Source organism: Roseovarius sp. (assembly GCF_030373445.1).
Lineage (GTDB): Bacteria > Pseudomonadota > Alphaproteobacteria > Rhodobacterales > Rhodobacteraceae > Roseovarius.
The window spans coordinates 98,878-115,494 of record NZ_JAUCYU010000013.1; the positions used below are offsets into that span (position 1 = coordinate 98,878).

The window sequence follows — 16,617 nt, forward strand, 5'->3', positions numbered from 1 at the left end:
TGGCGCATGGGCCGGTAACGGACACCATAACGGTACCCCATGCGCCCCCGAAACTCGGGGGCTTTTTTATGCGCAGCGACAGACACGTCATAAACGGAGCAAATCAAGATGACACGTCACATGACCGGAGCGAAAATGGTGGTTCAGGCCCTCAAGGATCAGGGTGTGGACGTCGTATTCGGATACCCCGGCGGGGCCGTGCTACCGATTTACGACGAGGTCTTTCAGCAGAATGACATTCGCCACGTGCTCGTACGCCACGAACAGGGCGCGGTGCACGCGGCCGAAGGCTATGCGCGCTCGACCGGCAAGCCCGGCGTCTGCCTCGTCACCTCGGGCCCCGGTGCCACCAATGCCGTGACCGGCATCACCGACGCGCTGATGGATTCGATCCCGCTCATCGTCCTCTCGGGACAGGTGCCCACCTTCATGATCGGCAACGACGCCTTCCAGGAGGCCGACACCGTCGGCATCACCCGCCCCTGCACCAAGCACAACTGGCTGGTGAGCGACACCAAGGATCTCTCCAACGTCCTGCACCAGGCCTTCCACGTCGCCACCTCCGGCCGGCCCGGCCCGGTCCTGGTCGACATCCCCAAGGACGTGCAGTTCGCCAGCGCCGAATACACGCCCCCGCAAAAGGCCAAGACCTCGCATTACCAGCCGCAGGTCAAGGGCGACATGGAGGCGATCACCGAGCTGGTCGAGGCGCTCGAGACCGCCGAACGCCCGATCTTCTACACCGGCGGCGGCGTGATCAACTCCGGCCCCGCCGCCAGCCAGCTTCTGCGCGAACTGGTCGAGGCGACAGGCGTGCCGATCACCTCCACCCTCATGGGCCTCGGCGCCTACCCGGCCAATGGCGACAAGTGGCTCGGGATGCTCGGCATGCACGGTCTCTACGAGGCCAACATGGCGATGCATGACTGCGACCTGCTGATCAACGTCGGCGCCCGGTTCGACGACCGGATCACCGGTCGCGTCGACGCCTTCAGCCCCGACTCCAAGCGGGTGCATATCGACATCGACCCGTCCTCGATCAACAAGGTGATCAAGACCGACATCCCCATCGTCGGCGACATCGCCCACGTGCTGGAAGACGTGCTCAAGATCTGGAAATCCCGCGGCCGCAAGACCAACCGCGAGGCGATCGAGAAATGGTGGGCGCAGATCAACGACTGGAAGAAGGTCAACTGCCTCGCCTTCACGCAGGCGGGCAAGACCATCAAGCCGCAATATGCCCTCCAGCGTCTCGAAGAGCTGACCAAGGATCACGACCGCTATATCTGCACCGAGGTCGGCCAGCACCAGATGTGGGCGGCGCAATACCTGGGCTTCAACGACCCCAACCGCTGGATGACCTCCGGGGGCCTGGGCACCATGGGCTACGGCTTCCCGGCCTCCATCGGCGTGCAGATGGCGCACCCCGACGCGCTGGTCATCAACGTCGCGGGCGAGGCGTCGTGGCTGATGAACATGCAGGAGATGGGCACCGCGGTGCAGTTCCGCCTGCCGGTCAAGCAGTTCATCATGAACAACGAACGCCTCGGCATGGTCCGCCAGTGGCAGGAGCTCCTGCACGGCGAGCGCTACTCGCATTCCTGGTCCGAGGCCCTGCCCGACTTCGTGAAACTCGCCGAGGCCTTCGGCGCCAAGGGCATCCAGTGCAAGGATCCCACCGACCTCGACGACGCGATCATGGAAATGATCGAGCATGACGGGCCGGTGATCTTCGACTGCCTCGTCGAGAAGCACGAGAACTGCTTCCCGATGATCCCCTCGGGCGAGCCGCACAACAAGATGCTGCTGGGCGAGAACGCCTCCACCAAGGACGCGATCAGCACGTCCGGGGCGGTCCTGGTGTAATGACCCACTCTCACCCACCCTCCCCCGTAGGGTGGGTGAAACCCACCACCTTGCCCCCGCCCGACTGGTCCCCCGCAGGGTGGGTGAAACCCGCCAACCCTTCTCGCCTTAGCGCCGCCCAAGGACCCGCCGCATGACGCCCCACGCCGCCGCAGACGCCCGTCTCGCGATCTTCGACAGCCGCCGCGGCTGGCAGCTCGGCCTGCTGGGCGCGGTGGTGACGGTGATGCTGGGGGCGATCTTCATCATCGGCGGCATCGTCGAGGTCAACAACACCGATCTGATCTCGGTTTCGGTCGATTTCTACGTCTTCTGGGCCGCCGCCAAGCTGGCGCTCCAGGGCCTGCCCCTCGACGCGTTCGACGTCACCCGCATCGCCGAGATGGCCGCCGTCACCCATGACGACTGGATGCCCTGGGCCTATCCTCCGGGCTTCCTTCTGCTGGTGATGCCGCTGGGCCTCCTGCCCTTCGCCCCCGCCTGGGCAGTGTTCATGGCCGTCTCCTGCGCCGCCCTGCTGCTGGCCACCCGCCCCTTCGCCGCCGGTCGCACGCAGGTGCTGCTCGGCGCGGCGCTGGCCCCCGCGATCCTGCCCTGCCTGCTGGTCGGCCAGACCACCATCCTCTGGCTCGCCGGGCTGATGGCCGCGCTGGCCGCGCTCCGCGCCGAAAGACCGATCCTCGCCGGCGCCTTCATCGGCCTGCTGACGCTGAAACCCCAGCTCGGCCTGCTCATCCCCTTCGCCCTCATCGCCGCCGGCCAGTGGCGCGCGATCGCCTCGGCCGCCGTGACCACCCTCCTCCTCGCGGCCATTCCCACCGCGCTCTTCGGCACCGCCTACTGGCCCGAGATGCTCGCCATGATGCGCGAGCATGGCGACACCGTCCGCAACGCAATCGCCGATCTCAACCTGATGATCAGCGCCTACGCCACCCTCACCTTCATGGGCCTCGCCGAAACCACCGCGCTGGCCGCCCAATGGGCCCTCACCGCCCTCTGCGCCGCCGCCGTCTTCCTGACCTGGCGCCGCCCCTCCATCTCCTTCGACCTGCGCGCCGCCACGCTGCTCTGCGCCATCCCGCTCGCCTCGCCCTACCTGTGGCACTACGAATCCGCCCTGCTCGCCCCCGCCGCCCTCTTTCTCACCCGCGCCGGCGTGGTCACGCCGGGGCGCCCCCTCACCGTGCTCCTCGGCCTCGCCATGTGGCTCAGCCTCGGCCCCTCGGCCCTCGTCCTGCTCAAGTCCGGCGCGGCCGATGTCTTCCGCCCGGTCTTCCTGCCCCTCGCGTCGATCGCGCTTCTCACCTGCCTGTGGCACGCCCTGCTCAGGCCCCGCCCTGCGGCCACGCCGGCCACCCCCGAAGAAACCCACTGAAGGACCAGACCCAATGTCAGCGCTCAAGATCAAGAAAGGCTCGACCAAGCATTCCGCCTACAACCTGCGCCCGACCTTCTCCGACAAGGCCGAGACGCATACGCTGGCGGTGATCGTCGACAACGAACCGGGCGTTCTGGCCCGCGTCATCGGCCTCTTCTCCGGCCGCGGCTACAACATCGACAGCCTCACCGTGGCCGAGGTCGACCATACCGGCCACATGTCGCGCATCACCATCGTCACCACCGGCACGCCACAGGTGATCGAACAGATCAAGGCACAGTTGGGCCGCATCGTCGTCGTCCACGATGTCCACGACCTCACGGTCGAGGGGCATTCCGTCGAACGCGAGCTGGCGCTCCTGAAAGTGGCGGGTGAAGGGGAAAAACGGGTCGAGGCCCTGCGCCTTGCCGACATCTTCCGCGCCAACGCGGTCGACAGCACGCTCAACAGCTTCGTGTTCGAGATCACCGGAACGCCGCAGAAGATCGACGCCTTCGCCGATCTCATGCGGCCCCTCGGCCTGACCGAGATCGCCCGGACAGGCATCGCCGCGCTCTCGCGCGGCGCCTGATCAGCGGTAGGAGGATTCCGCCGCGCGGCGTGCCCCGGGCGTGCCGCGCGGATGCAGCGCCACCACGTTCTGCCGGCCCGCACCCGTCTTTGGCGGCGCGATCTTGTTGCGCCGCAGGTTGGCCTTGGCCGTCTTCAGATCCCCGGGCAACGAGGCGAATTCATGCTTCGACACGATGCTGGGATCGACCGCAAGGCGCATGTCGTCCACCTCGCGCAGGTCGAACTCGACAAGGTCGCCGGGCACGAAACAGCTCGCCTCCGACAGGTTTTCCTCGTCCTTGTAAAAGGCCAGGTTGCGGTGATCCTCGCACCAGATGACCGCCCGGTTATGCTTTTTATCACTCCAAAGAACTACGCCGTACATGGTGACCCCAATCTTCTTCCTCACTCCTGATTTTGAAAGAGTTTGAATAAAAGTGAATGGGGTGATTGACCCTGAACCGCCGGCAATTTGTGACAAACCGGGGGAAACCTGACGCCAAGTCGCGTCACGTTTGACTCTGATTAGCGTCGATTCTTGTGGAAACGCCCGGGAATCTCCGATAGCGTGATGATATCCCCGCCTTTGCAACTATAAAGCATGTCCTCCCTTGACACAACAACGCACAGCCGACTCGCGAACACGCGACACTGACCCGGCCGCGCTGAGGGAGGTCTTCGGCGACAACCTGCGCCGCCTCTGCGCCAGCTACCCTTCAGTGTCCGAGCTCTGCCGCGAGCTCGGCATCAACCGCACCCAGTTCAATCGCTACATGTCCGGCGAAAGCTTCCCCCGCCCCGACGTGCTGCACCGGATCTGCGCCTTCTTCGGCACCGATGCCCGCATCCTGCTCGAACCGGTCGATTCCCTCGCCCCGAAGCCGAACGACCTGCTCAACCACCCTTTCCTTTCCGAGTTCTTCGGCAAGCCCACGGTCGACGTCTCCACCGATGTCTTCCCCAGCGGCTTCTACCGCTTCGCCCGCAAGAGCTTCGTCGACGCCTCGCGCTTCGTGCTGGGGCTGGTGATGATCAAGCGCGGCGACGGCTACACCTTCCTGCGCGGGTTCGAGCCGCGCCAGGGCGTGCGCGAACAGGGTCTCTCGACCGATCCGCACACCCGCGAATACCGCGGCATCGTCATGCGCCAGGAAGAGGGGATCATGGCCGTGGTCACCCACCGCGCCTCGCTCTCCTGCTCGTTCAACTTCCTGACGCCGGAAACCTCCTTCCAGTCGAACCTGTGGGAAGGCTACGCCTCCCGCACGGTACGCGAAAAGGTCTCGGGCAACCGCGCCACCCGGATGGTCTACGAGCACCTGGGCAATTCCTCCGCCCGCATCCTGCAGGCCGCCCGCGAAACCGGGGTCGTGCCCATCGACAAGGTGCCGCGCTTCTACCGCCACCTTCTGCGCCCCGACGAGGATTTCCGCTAGGCGCATCGCCCCTCAATTTGTCGCCCTGAGATAATCCGGGTCGCTGCCGGTCGGTCGCGACAGGCCCTTTCATGCGTAGCTCTCCCCAGCCAACGCATGGAGACCCGCGATGACCGCCACCGTGACCGATCTCAGCCACGTCCGCCTGTCCGTCGACAAGGCGCACGGCCTGCCCAACGCGCATTACATCGACCCCGAGGTCTATGCCGAGGAACGTCAGGCGCTGCTCTTCTCGCAATGGGCGGGCCTCGCCGTCGCCGCCGACGTGCCCGAACCGGGCGATGCCGTACCGATGGATTTCCTCGGCATGCCGCTCCTCCTCATCCGCGACAAGGAAGGGGACGTCCGCGTCTTCCAGAACATCTGCCGCCACCGCGGCATGATCCTGGTCGAGGAGCCCCGCAAGATCGAGGGCGCGATCCGCTGCCCCTACCATTCCTGGTGCTACTCGACCAAGGGCAAGCTGGTCTCGACCCCCCATGTGGGCGGCCCCGGCCACAACACCCACGAGACCATCAAGCGCGAGGATCTCGGCCTGATCGAGGTGCGCTCCCATATCTGGCGCGACGTGGTCTGGATCAACGTCTCGGGCGACGCCCCCGCCTTCGAGGACGCCATGCGCGACATCATCGCCCGCTGGTCCGAGTTCGACCTGCCCCTCTACCACGGCGGCCATGACAGCAAGATCACGCTGGAAGTGAACACCAACTGGAAGCTCGCGGTCGAGAACTACTGCGAAAGCTACCACCTGCCCTGGGTCCACCCCGGGCTCAACAGCTACTCCAAGCTCGAAGACCACTACAATATCGAGAAACCGGGCGAATTCTCCGGCCAGGGCACCATGGTCTACCGCCAGCTCACCAACGAGAACGGCGAAACCTTCCCCGATTTCGCCGATGTCGGTTCGAAATGGAATGAACAGGCGGAATACATCGCCGTCTACCCGAACGTGCTTCTTGGCGTCCACCGCGACCACGCCTTCGCCATCATCCTCGAACCCCGCGGCCACGACCGCACGGTCGAACATATCCACCTCTACTACGCCGTCCCCGACAGCGACGAAGGGCTGCGCATGCGCAACACCCAGCTCTGGAAGACCGTGTTCGAGGAGGACATCTTCGTCGTCGAGGGCATGCAGAAGGGCCGCCACGCCACCAATTTCGACGGCGGCCGCTTCTCGCCGGTGATGGACAGCCCGACCCACTGCTTCCACGACTGGGTCGCCGCCAAGGTCGAAACCCACCGCGGCCAGGCGCAAGCCGCCCAATGACCGCCCTGCCGGATCAGGGCATCGGCATGGTCGACAGCCTCGACGCGCAGCTCCTCGCCGCGCATGACGGCGACGACCGCTTCGCCCTGATCCGGCTCTACACCCAGGCCGCCGACATCACCAACGACATCGACGCGGCCTGCTTCTTCCTCACCTACGCCTATATCTTCGCGCTCGAGGCCGGCGCCGCCGAGGCCGCCACCCTCCACGCCCGCCTCAAGGCCCACGGACGCGAGGAATAGCCGCTTCCTCCCCTTGGCCGTACGACTTCCGCCGCGAGGCAGCCTGTAAAGGCTGACAAGCACGCCCCGCTCACTCCGCCAGGAACGCCTGCCAGTTCGCCCGCGCATGCACCACCCGCACCACGTCCAGCACGGCCTCATCGCTCTGGAAGATGACGAGATGCGCGCGATAGGGATGCACCCGCACCGGCGGCACGAATTCCTCCCTCAACCGCGCCGTTTCCGGAAACTCCGCCAACAGCCGCAACGTCCGCTCCAACCCGGTCAGGTAGGCCACCGCCTGCCCCTCCGACCACGTCTCGACCGTGTATCGCCAGATATCGTCCAGGTCCGCCTCGGCCCTCGGGCGCCACAGAACCTCCCGGCTCACCCGCCCTGCCCGCGCGTCTTCCTTTCGATGAACCCGGCCATGTCGACCGCTCTCGGCTCTCCGCTCCGAAGCCCCTCGTCGATCAGCCCCTGCAACTCGCCGATCGCCTGCTGCCGCTCCAGGTCCTTGCGGATCAGGTCACGCACGTAATCGCTCACATTACTGTACTGCCCGCCTTTGGCGCGCGCCTCGACAGAGGATTTCATATGGTCGGGAAGCGATATGTTCATCGTGGCCATGGCTGATATCTTGTCACCTTGGCAATCTTTGTCAACTCTCCTCCCCCATCCCTGCAAAACCGGTCTGCATAAATCAATCTTGCATTACCCCCTTCCCCTCCGTTAATTAAACACACGTTCAATTAGACGAACGCCAGGAGGAGGAGGAGGCACCCCCATGGATTTCGCCCTGAATGAAGAACAGACGGCCATCTTCGACATGGCCCACGCTTTCGGGCAGGAACAGATCGCCCCGCACGCCCGCGACTGGGAGAAAGAAGGCACCATCCCGAAAGAGCTCTGGCCCCAGGTCGGCGAACTGGGCTTCGGCGGCCTCTACGTCTCGGAAGAAGCGGGCGGCGCCGGCCTCTCGCGCCTCGACGCCACCCTCGTCTTCGAAGCGCTCTCCATGGCCTGCCCCTCCGTCGCGGCCTTCCTGTCGATCCACAACATGTGCGCCAAGATGATCGACAAGTTCGCCTCCGACGACATGAAGGCGCGCGTCCTGCCCAAGGTCATCTCGCTCGAAACCGTCCTCTCCTACTGCCTCACCGAACCCGGCTCCGGCTCCGACGCGGCCGCCCTCAAGACCCGCGCCGAGAAAACCAACGAGGGCTACACCCTCAACGGCACCAAGGCGTTCATCTCCGGCGGCGGCTATTCCGACGCCTATGTCGTGATGGTCCGCACCGGCGACAACACCCCCAAGGGCATCTCCACCGTCTATGTCGAGGACGGCACCCCCGGCCTCTCCTTCGGCGGGCTCGAGGACAAGATGGGCTGGCGCTCGCAACCCACCCGCCAGGTCCAGTTCGACGATTGCAAGATCACTGCCGACAACCTCGTCGGCGACGAGGGGCGCGGCTTCACCTACGCCATGGCGGGCCTCGACGGCGGCCGCCTCAACATCTCGGCCTGCTCGCTAGGCGCGGCCCAGACCGCCATGAACCTCACCCGCGACTACATGGCCGAGCGCAAGGCCTTCGGCCAGTCCATCGACCAGTTCCAGGCCCTCCAGTTCCGCCTCGCCGAGATGGAGATCGAGCTTCAGGCCGCCCGCACCTTCCTGCGGCAAGCGGCGTGGAAGCTCGACACCGAGGCCCCCGACGCCACCAAGTTCTGCGCCATGGCCAAGAAATTCGTGACCGAAGCGGGCTCGAAGATCTGCAACGACTGCCTCCAGCTCCACGGCGGCTACGGCTACCTCGCCGATTACGGCATCGAAAAACTCGTGCGTGACCTGCGCGTTCATGAAATCCTCGAAGGCACCAATGAAATCATGCGCCTCATCGTGGCGCGGCACATGCTGGCGGAGAAATGACAGACATATCGATCCGGAAAGACGGCAAGGCGGGCCGCATCACCCTCACCCGCCCCAAGGCGCTCAACGCCATGACCTACGAGATGTGCATCGCCATCGAGGACGCGGTCGATGCCTGGGCCGATGACGACACGGTCGAACTGATCATCATCGACGCCGAGGGCGACAAGGCCTTCTGCGCCGGCGGCGACATCGCCGCGCTCTACGAGACCGGCACCAAGGGCGATTACGAATACGCCCGCCGCTTCTGGCGCGATGAGTACCGGCTCAACGCCAAGATTTCCGAGTATCCCAAACCCTACGTCGCCTTCATGCAGGGCTTCGTCATGGGCGGCGGCGTTGGCATCTCCTGCCACGGCCACCCCCGCATCGTCTGCGAATCCAGCCAGATCGCCATGCCCGAATGCGGTATCGGCCTCGTGCCTGACGTGGGCGGCACCTACCTGCTGGCCAGGGCGCCGGGTCGCCTGGGCGAATATCTCGGCACCACCGGCACCCGGATGAACGCCGGCGACGCCATCCATGCGGGCTTCGCCGACCACTTCATCCCGCAGGAGAAATGGGCCGACCTCATCGCGCAACTCTCCGAAACCGGCGACCTCTTCCTCATCGATCAGGTCAGTGCGACCCCGCCCGAAGGCACGGTCAGCGCGCAGGCCGCCGAGATCGACACCCACTTCAGCGGCGATACCCTGTCCGATATCGTGGCCTCCCTCAAATCCTCCGACAGCGAGTTCGCCGCCGCCACGCTCAAGGCCCTCTCCCGCGGCTCGCCGCTCTCGATGGCCTGCACCGTCGAGATGCTGCACCGTCTCGAAGGGCCCGGCACCGATATCCGGCAGGCGCTCGACCTCGAATACCGTTTCACCCACCGCGCCATGGAACATGGCGATTTCCTCGAAGGCATCCGCGCCGCGGTGATCGACAAGGACCGCTCTCCCAAGTGGCAGCACGATCTCGACGCCCCGCCCCAAGAGGCGGCCGACGCGATGCTGACGCCCCTCGGGGCCGACGCCCTGACATTCCAAAAGGAAGGATAACGCCATGAAGATCGGATTCATCGGACTTGGAAACATGGGCGGGCCGATGGCCGCCAACCTCTCCAAGGCCGGCCATGACGTGACCGGCTTCGACACCGCTGATGTCAGCATCGAGGGCGTCACCACCGTCGCCTCCGCCGCCGAGGCCGCCAAGGGGGCCGACGTGGTCATCACCATGCTGCCCAACGGCAAGATCCTCCGCGCCGTCGCCGAGGAAATCCACCCGGCGATGGACAAGGGCGCCGTGCATCTCGACTGTTCCACCGTCGATGTCGACAGCGCCCGCGCCGTGGCCGAAGCCGCGCAGGCCGCCGGCCTCTCCGCGCTCGACGCGCCGGTCTCGGGCGGCGTCGGCGGCGCCACGAACGGCACGCTGACCTTCATGGTCGGCGGCGACGAGGCGGGCTTCAACATCGCCAAGGAACTCTTTGACATCATGGGCCAAAAGGCCGTTCACTGCGGTCCCTCCGGCAACGGCCAGGCTGCCAAGATCTGCAACAACATGATCCTCGGCGCCACCATGATCGTCACCTGCGAGGCCTTCGCGCTGGCCGACAAGCTGGGCCTCGACCGGCAGGCCATGTTCGACGTGGTCTCCACCTCCTCCGGCTACTCGTGGTCGATGAACGCCTACTGCCCCGCCCCGGGCGTCGGCCCGCAATCGCCCTCAGACAACGACTACAAGCCGGGCTTCGCCGCCGACCTGATGCTCAAGGACCTGCGCCTTGCCATGCAGGCGGCCGAAACCGCCGATGCCGACACCACGCTCGGCAAGGCGGCGATGAAGCTCTACGAACAGTTCGTCGAGAAGGAAGACGGCGCCGGCAAGGACTTCTCCGCCATGCTCCCCCGCCTCGAGAAGCGCGGCCACAGCTAAGGCGGTTTGATCTGCATCATATTCATATTTGAAAATATGATTAAGGCTGGTCCCGTCTTTCACGAAAGGGACCAGCCATGTTCAAACAAAACATCGGCAATATCGAACGTATCCTCCGCGTCCTCGTCGGCGCGGCCCTGATCCTCGGCTATTTCCTCGGCGACGGCGCCTATAGCTGGCTCTACCTGCTGGGCATCATTCCGCTCGCCACGGGCGTGATCGGCTATTGTCCGCCTTACGCCTGGCTCGGCATCAATACCTGCAAGCGCAGCTGAGGCAGCAATCCGCGCACCCGCCCCGGCCCGCCTTGCGACGTGGCCGGGCGGCCCCATCTTGAGTGGTCCATGCCAAAGCCACGCCAAGGAGGCCACCACATGCGCAGGATACTCATCACCACCGCCATCGCCGCGGCCACACTGACGGCCCCGCTCACCGCCCATGCCGGCGCCGCAGGCTGCCCGCCGGGTCTGGCCAAGAAACAGAACGGCTGTCTGCCTCCGGGTCAGGCCAAGAAGATCTACAACAACGATCAGCGCAGATACCTCCGGAATGGCATCCTCGTCGAGTATCCGCAGCGCTACGGGCTGAACCCGGCCTACACCTATTACCGCTCCGGCGGGAACGTCTACCGGGTCGACCGCGACACCCGCGAGGTGCTCGACCTGATCGGCGCGGTCAGCCGGATCCTGAACTGATCCGTCGCAGGTTTGCCGGGTGGCGGACACCGCCACCCGCACCGACGTAATACCGACAAAATACCGACGTGATACCGACGTTGAAAACCGGCCCTATTCGGCCGCCACTTTCCGCGCCGCCAGCATCTCCTTGAGGTAGCGCCCGGTATGGCTCCGCGGCTCCTCGGCCACGGTTTCCGGCGTGCCCACGGCCACGATCTCACCGCCGCCATCCCCGCCTTCCGGCCCGATATCGATCAGCCAGTCGGCGGTCTTGATAACGTCCAGATTGTGCTCGATCACGACAACCGTGTTGCCGGTTTCCACAAGCTGATGAAGGACTTCCAGCAGTTTCTTCACGTCCTCGAAATGCAACCCCGTGGTCGGCTCGTCGAGGATGTAAAGCGTCCGACCCGTCGAGCGTTTCGACAACTCCTTCGACAGCTTCACCCTTTGCGCCTCGCCGCCCGACAGGGTCGTCGCCTGCTGCCCGACCTTGATATAGCCAAGCCCGACCCTTGCCAGCGCGTCCATCTTTTCCCGGATCGACGGCACCGCCTTGAAGAACTCCTGCGCGTCCTCGACAGTCATCTCAAGAACGTCGGCTATGCTCTTGCCTTTCCACGTGATTTCCAGCGTCTCACGGTTGTACCGCGCGCCGTTACACGTTTCGCAGGTGACATAGACATCGGGCAAAAAGTGCATCTCGATCTTGATCAGGCCGTCCCCCTGGCACGCCTCGCACCGCCCGCCCTTGACGTTGAACGAGAACCTGCCCGGCTTGTACCCCCGCGCCTTCGCCTCCGGCAGCCCGGCAAACCAGTCCCGGATCGGTGTGAACGCCCCGGTATACGTGGCCGGGTTACTCCGCGGAGTCCGCCCGATAGGCCGCTGGTCGATGTCGATCACCTTGTCCAGGTGCTCCAGCCCCTTGATCGTCTCGCACGGCGCCGGCGTCTGCCGCGCCCCGTTCAGCCGCATCGATGCGGTCTTGAACAACGTCTCGATCGTCAGCGTCGACTTGCCCCCGCCGGAAACCCCGGTCACGCAGACGAACTTGCCCAGCGGAAACTCGGCATCGACCGCCTTAAGATTGTTTCCTTCGGCCTTGATAACCTTGACGGATTTCCCGTTCCCCTTGCGCCGCTCCGCCGGGATGGAAATCTCCCTCTGCCCGGACAAATACTGCCCGGTCACCGAGTTCGGATCGGCCGCGATCTGCTCCGGCGTGCCGTGGCTCACCACCTGCCCGCCATGCACCCCGGCCCCCGGCCCGATGTCGAAAACATAATCCGCCGTCCGGATCGCCTCCTCGTCATGCTCCACCACGATCACGGTATTGCCCTGGTCCCGGAGGTTCTGCAGCGTCTGCAACAGCCGCCCGTTATCCCGCTGGTGCAGGCCAATCGACGGCTCGTCGAGCACGTAAAGCACCCCCGTCAGCCCCGACCCGATCTGGCTCGCCAGCCTGATCCGCTGGCTTTCACCGCCAGAAAGCGTGCCCGCACTGCGCGACAGCGTCAGGTAGTCGAGCCCAACATTGTTAAGGAATCCAAGACGTTCGCGGATTTCCTTCAGGATGGCCCGCGCAATCTCGTTTTTCTGCGAAGTCAGGCTTTCCGGCACCGTCTCGCACCATGCATAGGCCTCGCGGATCGACATCTCGACCACCTGGCCCACGTGCAGCCCGGCAATCTTCACCGCCAGCGCCTCGTCCCGCAGGCGATAGCCGCCACAAGCCCCGCATGGCCGATTATTCTGATACCGTTCGAATTCCTCGCGGATCCACGCACTGTCCGTCTCGCGATACCGGCGCTCCATGTTGGGGATCACCCCTTCGAACACCCGGCTCACCTGGTAAACACGCCCGCCCTCGTCATAGCGGAACTGGATCTCCTCGTCGCCCGAGCCATACAGGAAAACCTGCTGCACATGCGCATCAAGGTCCTTCCACCGCGCGTTCCGGTCGAACTCGTAATGTTTCGCGATGGCCTCGATCGTCTGAAGGAAATAAGGGCTTTTCCCCTTCCGCCACGGTGCCAGCGCACCGTCGGCGATGCGCAACTGCTCATCCGGCACCACCAGCCGTTCGTCGAAGAACAGCTCGGCCCCAAGGCCCCCACATTCCGGGCAGGCCCCGAAGGGCGCATTGAAGGAAAACAGCCGCGGCTCAATCTCGGGGATGGTGAACCCGCTGACCGGACAGGCAAAATTCTCGGAGAAGGTAAACCGCTCAGGATCCCCCTCCTTCGGCGCCGTTTCCAGCACGGCAATTCCGTCGGCCAGGTCCAGGGCGGTGCGGAAACTGTCGGCCAGCCGCGTGCCGATCCCGTCCTTCACCACCAGCCGGTCGACCACCACGTCGATATCGTGGCGGAACTTCTTGTCGAGCTTGGGCGGATCGTCGAGCTCGTGAAACTCGCCATCGACCTTGACGCGCTGGAAGCCCTGCTTGCGCAACTCCAGGAATTCCTTGCGGTATTCCCCTTTCCGGTCACGCACGATCGGTGCGAGGAGATAGGCGCGCGTACCTTCTTCCATGCCCAGCACCCGGTCCACCATGTCCTGCACCTGCTGCGCCTCGATGGGCAGGCCGGTGGCGGGCGAATAGGGCGTGCCGACCCGGGCGAAGAGCAGACGCAGGTAATCGTAGATCTCGGTGACCGTGCCCACTGTCGAACGCGGGTTCTTGCTGGTCGTCTTCTGCTCGATGGAGATCGCCGGGGAAAGACCGCTGATGTGGTCCACATCCGGCTTTTCCATCATGTCGAGGAACTGCCGCGCATAAGCCGACAGGCTTTCGACATAGCGCCGTTGCCCCTCGGCATAGATCGTGTCGAAGGCCAGAGACGATTTCCCCGACCCTGAAAGCCCGGTGATCACCACCAGCTCGTTGCGCGGAATATCCACGTCGATGCTGCGCAGGTTATGCTCCCGCGCACCGCGCACTTCGATATGCTTGAGCTCGGCCATCCGGTCCCCCGTTCACACTGGTTAAGAGATAGTGGAGCGGTGCGGATCTTCCAAGCCCAAACTGCGAACATAAGGGGAACGCCTGACAACCTCTGTCAGGACGGCGATTATTTTCCCGCTATGCTCGAAAACCTGCCGATCTCTGGCCTGCTCCCCGCGATCCGGGTCAGATATGGATGACCCTGTCATAGGCATCCAGAACCGTCTCGTGCATCATTTCGCTGAGAGTCGGATGTGGGAACACGGCGTTCATCAGGTCTTCCTCGGTGGTCTCGAGCTGCCGCCCCACCACGTAGCCCTGGATCAACTCGGTCACCTCGGCGCCCACCATGTGCGCGCCCAGAAGCTCGCCGGTCTTCTCGTCGAACACCGTCTTCATCATGCCTTCCGCCTCGCCAAGGGCGATCGCCTTGCCGTTGCCGATAAAGGGGAAGCGGCCGACCTTGATCTTGTAGCCCTTCTCCTTGGCCTGTGCCTCGGTCATGCCGACGCTGGCGATCTGCGGGTGGCAATAGGTGCAACCGGCAATGCTGTCGGGGCGCACCGGGTGCGGGTGCCCGCCGGCGATGAGTTCGGCCACCATGACACCCTCGTGGCTGGCCTTGTGGGCGAGCCACGGCGCACCGGCAAGGTCGCCGATGGCATAAAGCCCGTCGACCCCGGTGCGGCAGTACTCGTCGACGATCACGTGGGTCCGGTCGACCTTCACGCCCAGCTCGTCCAGCCCGAGATTTTCGACGTTCCCGACGATGCCCACGGCCGAGATCACGGTGTCGAACTCGTGTTTCTCTGTCTTGCCGCCGGTCTCGATATGGGCGGTCACCTTGCCCTTGGCGCGGTCGAGTTTCTTGACCGTCGCCTTCTCCATGATCTTCATCTTCTGCTTCTGGAACGCCTTCTTGGCGAAGGCGGAAATCTCGGCATCCTCGACCGGCAGGATCCGGTCCATCACCTCGACAACTGTCGTGTCGGCGCCCAGCGTGTTGTAGAAGCTGGCAAACTCGATGCCGATGGCGCCCGAGCCGATCACCAAAAGCTTCTTCGGCATCCGCGGAGGCAGGAGCGCGTGCTTGTAGGTCCAGACGAGATCGCCATCGGCTTCGAGCCCCGGAAGTTCCCGCGCCCGGGCGCCGGTGGCCAGCACGATCGCCTTGGACTCCAGCTCCTCGGTGCCCCTGTCGGTCTTGACCGAAACCTTGCCCTTGGCAGGTAGCGTTGCCTCGCCCATCACGGTGGTGATCTTGTTCTTCTTCATCAGGTGGCCCACGCCCGAAGCCAGCTGCTTGGCCACCCCGCGAGAGCGTTTCACCACGGCGTCGAGGTCGTAATCTATCCCGTCGGCCTTCAGTCCGAACTCTTTGGCGCGGTGCATCAGGTGGAACACTTCCGAGCTGCGCAGCATCGCCTTGGTCGGAATGCAGCCCCAGTTGAGACAGATGCCGCCCATGTGCTCGCGCTCGACAATGGCAACGTTCAGGCCAAGCTGCGCCCCGCGAATGGCGGCCACGTAGCCCCCCGGACCTGCGCCGATAACGATCATGTCAAAGGATTTTGCCGCCATTTCCGTCTCCGTCTGGCTATGTGCCGGAATTTAGTTTGATATTAAACTATCTGCCACTTGCATTCAACGCGCCAAACGCACCCCGCAACGCAATGTCACGGGGGGCGAACCTAAGAGGCTTACAGAGAACGATTTTCACCGCCCCAACTCAGGCGGCATCGGCTTTCTGCAGCGCCTGAAGCGTCGAACCATAGCCGCCCTGCTCGACGTAATCGAGTTCCGGCTCGGTCGAATTGCGGCTCAGCGCGTCGTTGCGATAGGGGAAACGGCCGAACATGCGGATCACCTCGCGATGCGCACGGGCGTGCAGCAACGTGTCTGCGCCGCCCTTAGGCATCCGCTCCATCACCAGGCGGATGCAGCGTTCCTGGTCGCAGAGGTTCTCGGAATGCATCAGGGGGAGATAGAAGAATTGCCGCGCCGGTTCATCGATGCGCAGATCCCACTTCCGGTGGATCGCCGCCTTGGCCGCGGCCATCGCGTGCTTGTCGGTCGAGAAAGCCGCCGCCTCGCCCCGGAACATGTTGCGCGAGAACTGGTCCATGACGATGATATAGGCCAGCGTGCCACTCGGGTAGGTCAGCCAGAGGCCGTAGGTGCCGTCTCTCGCCCGATCCCATGTTTGCCGGAACCTTTCGCGAACCTTCGCGTCAAGCTCGTCCGACGCCTCGTACCAGCCCTGAGGTCCGACCTCATCAAGCCAGAACTGCAAGACCTCCTCAGGGGTCGTCATTGGTGCCTCCTCATTTTTCCCACACCCGATCAGGAACGATTATTCCCATATCCTTTTATTTGGACAGTAAAAATTTGTAACATCGGCAACAGTCCGTGACTGTGGA

At 64.3% G+C, this 16,617-nt stretch carries 17 protein-coding genes; 11 read left to right on the plus strand and 6 right to left on the minus strand.

Annotated features, from left to right (window positions below):
- The first annotated feature begins 108 nt into the window (after positions 1 to 108).
- From QUV18_RS20420 to ilvN, 3 genes are all read left to right on the plus strand, one after another.
- Positions 109 to 1,866: an acetolactate synthase 3 large subunit gene (locus QUV18_RS20420; protein ID WP_300895954.1), complete on the plus strand. Its 1,758-nt coding sequence runs from the start codon at positions 109 to 111 to the stop codon at positions 1,864 to 1,866.
- A 133-nt stretch (positions 1,867 to 1,999) separates the two neighbouring features.
- Positions 2,000 to 3,241: a glycosyltransferase family 87 protein gene (locus QUV18_RS20425; RefSeq protein ID WP_300895955.1), complete on the plus strand. Its 1,242-nt coding sequence runs from the start codon at positions 2,000 to 2,002 to the stop codon at positions 3,239 to 3,241.
- A gap of 13 nt (positions 3,242 to 3,254) precedes the next feature.
- Positions 3,255 to 3,815, plus strand: coding sequence for an acetolactate synthase small subunit (ilvN, locus tag QUV18_RS20430; protein WP_300895956.1), 561 nt, complete (start codon positions 3,255 to 3,257; stop codon positions 3,813 to 3,815).
- On the opposite strand, the gene QUV18_RS20435 is transcribed toward ilvN, so the two are convergent.
- Positions 3,816 to 4,205: a hypothetical protein gene (locus QUV18_RS20435; protein ID WP_300895958.1), complete on the minus strand. Its 390-nt coding sequence runs from the start codon at positions 4,203 to 4,205 to the stop codon at positions 3,816 to 3,818. It abuts the gene before it with no gap.
- 202 nt (positions 4,206 to 4,407) lie between these two features.
- Between QUV18_RS20435 and QUV18_RS20440 the strand changes: the two genes are divergently transcribed.
- The 3 genes from QUV18_RS20440 (at position 4,408) to QUV18_RS20450 (ending at position 6,744) form a co-directional block, all read left to right on the plus strand.
- On the plus strand, positions 4,408 to 5,232 hold the full coding sequence (locus QUV18_RS20440) for a helix-turn-helix transcriptional regulator (protein ID WP_300895959.1): 825 nt from the start codon (positions 4,408 to 4,410) through the stop codon (positions 5,230 to 5,232).
- A 109-nt stretch (positions 5,233 to 5,341) separates the two neighbouring features.
- Entirely contained in the window at positions 5,342 to 6,502 is a 1,161-nt protein-coding gene (locus tag QUV18_RS20445) for an aromatic ring-hydroxylating dioxygenase subunit alpha (RefSeq protein ID WP_300895960.1), read from the plus strand.
- Positions 6,499 to 6,744: a hypothetical protein gene (locus tag QUV18_RS20450; RefSeq protein WP_300895961.1), complete on the plus strand. Its 246-nt coding sequence runs from the start codon at positions 6,499 to 6,501 to the stop codon at positions 6,742 to 6,744. Before QUV18_RS20445 ends, QUV18_RS20450 begins: the two co-directional genes overlap by 4 nt.
- 70 nt (positions 6,745 to 6,814) lie before the next feature.
- Here the strand turns inward: QUV18_RS20450 and QUV18_RS20455 are convergent, their stop codons facing one another.
- On the minus strand, positions 6,815 to 7,114 hold the full coding sequence (locus QUV18_RS20455; protein ID WP_300895962.1) for a type II toxin-antitoxin system RelE/ParE family toxin: 300 nt from the start codon (positions 7,112 to 7,114) through the stop codon (positions 6,815 to 6,817).
- On the minus strand, positions 7,111 to 7,353 hold the full coding sequence (locus tag QUV18_RS20460; RefSeq protein WP_300895963.1) for a type II toxin-antitoxin system ParD family antitoxin: 243 nt from the start codon (positions 7,351 to 7,353) through the stop codon (positions 7,111 to 7,113). Before QUV18_RS20460 ends, QUV18_RS20455 begins: the two co-directional genes overlap by 4 nt.
- Positions 7,354 to 7,510: 157 nt before the next feature.
- Here QUV18_RS20460 and QUV18_RS20465 point away from each other — a divergent pair, with 157 nt between their 5' ends.
- The 5 genes from QUV18_RS20465 to QUV18_RS20485 all read left to right on the plus strand — a co-directional run bounded on the left by QUV18_RS20465 (position 7,511) and on the right by QUV18_RS20485 (position 11,265).
- The gene (locus QUV18_RS20465) at positions 7,511 to 8,653 is read left to right on the plus strand and encodes an acyl-CoA dehydrogenase family protein (protein WP_300895964.1); all 1,143 of its coding nucleotides are present in this window, start codon (positions 7,511 to 7,513) and stop codon (positions 8,651 to 8,653) included.
- Positions 8,650 to 9,693: an enoyl-CoA hydratase/isomerase family protein gene (locus tag QUV18_RS20470; RefSeq protein ID WP_300895965.1), complete on the plus strand. Its 1,044-nt coding sequence runs from the start codon at positions 8,650 to 8,652 to the stop codon at positions 9,691 to 9,693. The genes QUV18_RS20465 and QUV18_RS20470 overlap by 4 nt, the downstream gene beginning before the upstream one ends.
- Positions 9,694 to 9,697: 4 nt before the next feature.
- A complete protein-coding gene (gene mmsB, locus QUV18_RS20475) occupies positions 9,698 to 10,570 on the plus strand; it encodes a 3-hydroxyisobutyrate dehydrogenase (protein ID WP_300895967.1) in 873 nt (290 codons plus the stop codon).
- A 77-nt stretch (positions 10,571 to 10,647) separates the two neighbouring features.
- Entirely contained in the window at positions 10,648 to 10,845 is a 198-nt protein-coding gene (locus QUV18_RS20480) for a DUF2892 domain-containing protein (RefSeq protein ID WP_300895968.1), read from the plus strand.
- 99 nt (positions 10,846 to 10,944) lie between these two features.
- A complete protein-coding gene (locus QUV18_RS20485) occupies positions 10,945 to 11,265 on the plus strand; it encodes an excinuclease ABC subunit A (protein WP_300895969.1) in 321 nt (106 codons plus the stop codon).
- 93 nt (positions 11,266 to 11,358) lie between these two features.
- Here QUV18_RS20485 and uvrA read toward each other — a convergent pair whose 3' ends face one another.
- The 3 genes from uvrA to QUV18_RS20500 form a co-directional block, all read right to left on the minus strand.
- Positions 11,359 to 14,217: an excinuclease ABC subunit UvrA gene (uvrA, locus tag QUV18_RS20490; protein ID WP_300895971.1), complete on the minus strand. Its 2,859-nt coding sequence runs from the start codon at positions 14,215 to 14,217 to the stop codon at positions 11,359 to 11,361.
- Between the two features lie 166 nt (positions 14,218 to 14,383).
- Positions 14,384 to 15,778 carry a dihydrolipoyl dehydrogenase gene (gene lpdA / locus QUV18_RS20495; RefSeq protein WP_300895972.1) on the minus strand — a complete coding sequence of 465 codons (1,395 nt, stop codon included), beginning with the start codon at positions 15,776 to 15,778 and terminating at the stop codon, positions 14,384 to 14,386.
- Between the two features lie 148 nt (positions 15,779 to 15,926).
- Complete coding sequence (locus QUV18_RS20500) at positions 15,927 to 16,511, minus strand: DUF924 family protein (RefSeq protein WP_300895973.1); 585 nt, start codon at positions 16,509 to 16,511, stop codon at positions 15,927 to 15,929.
- Between the last annotated feature and the right edge of the window lie 106 nt (positions 16,512 to 16,617).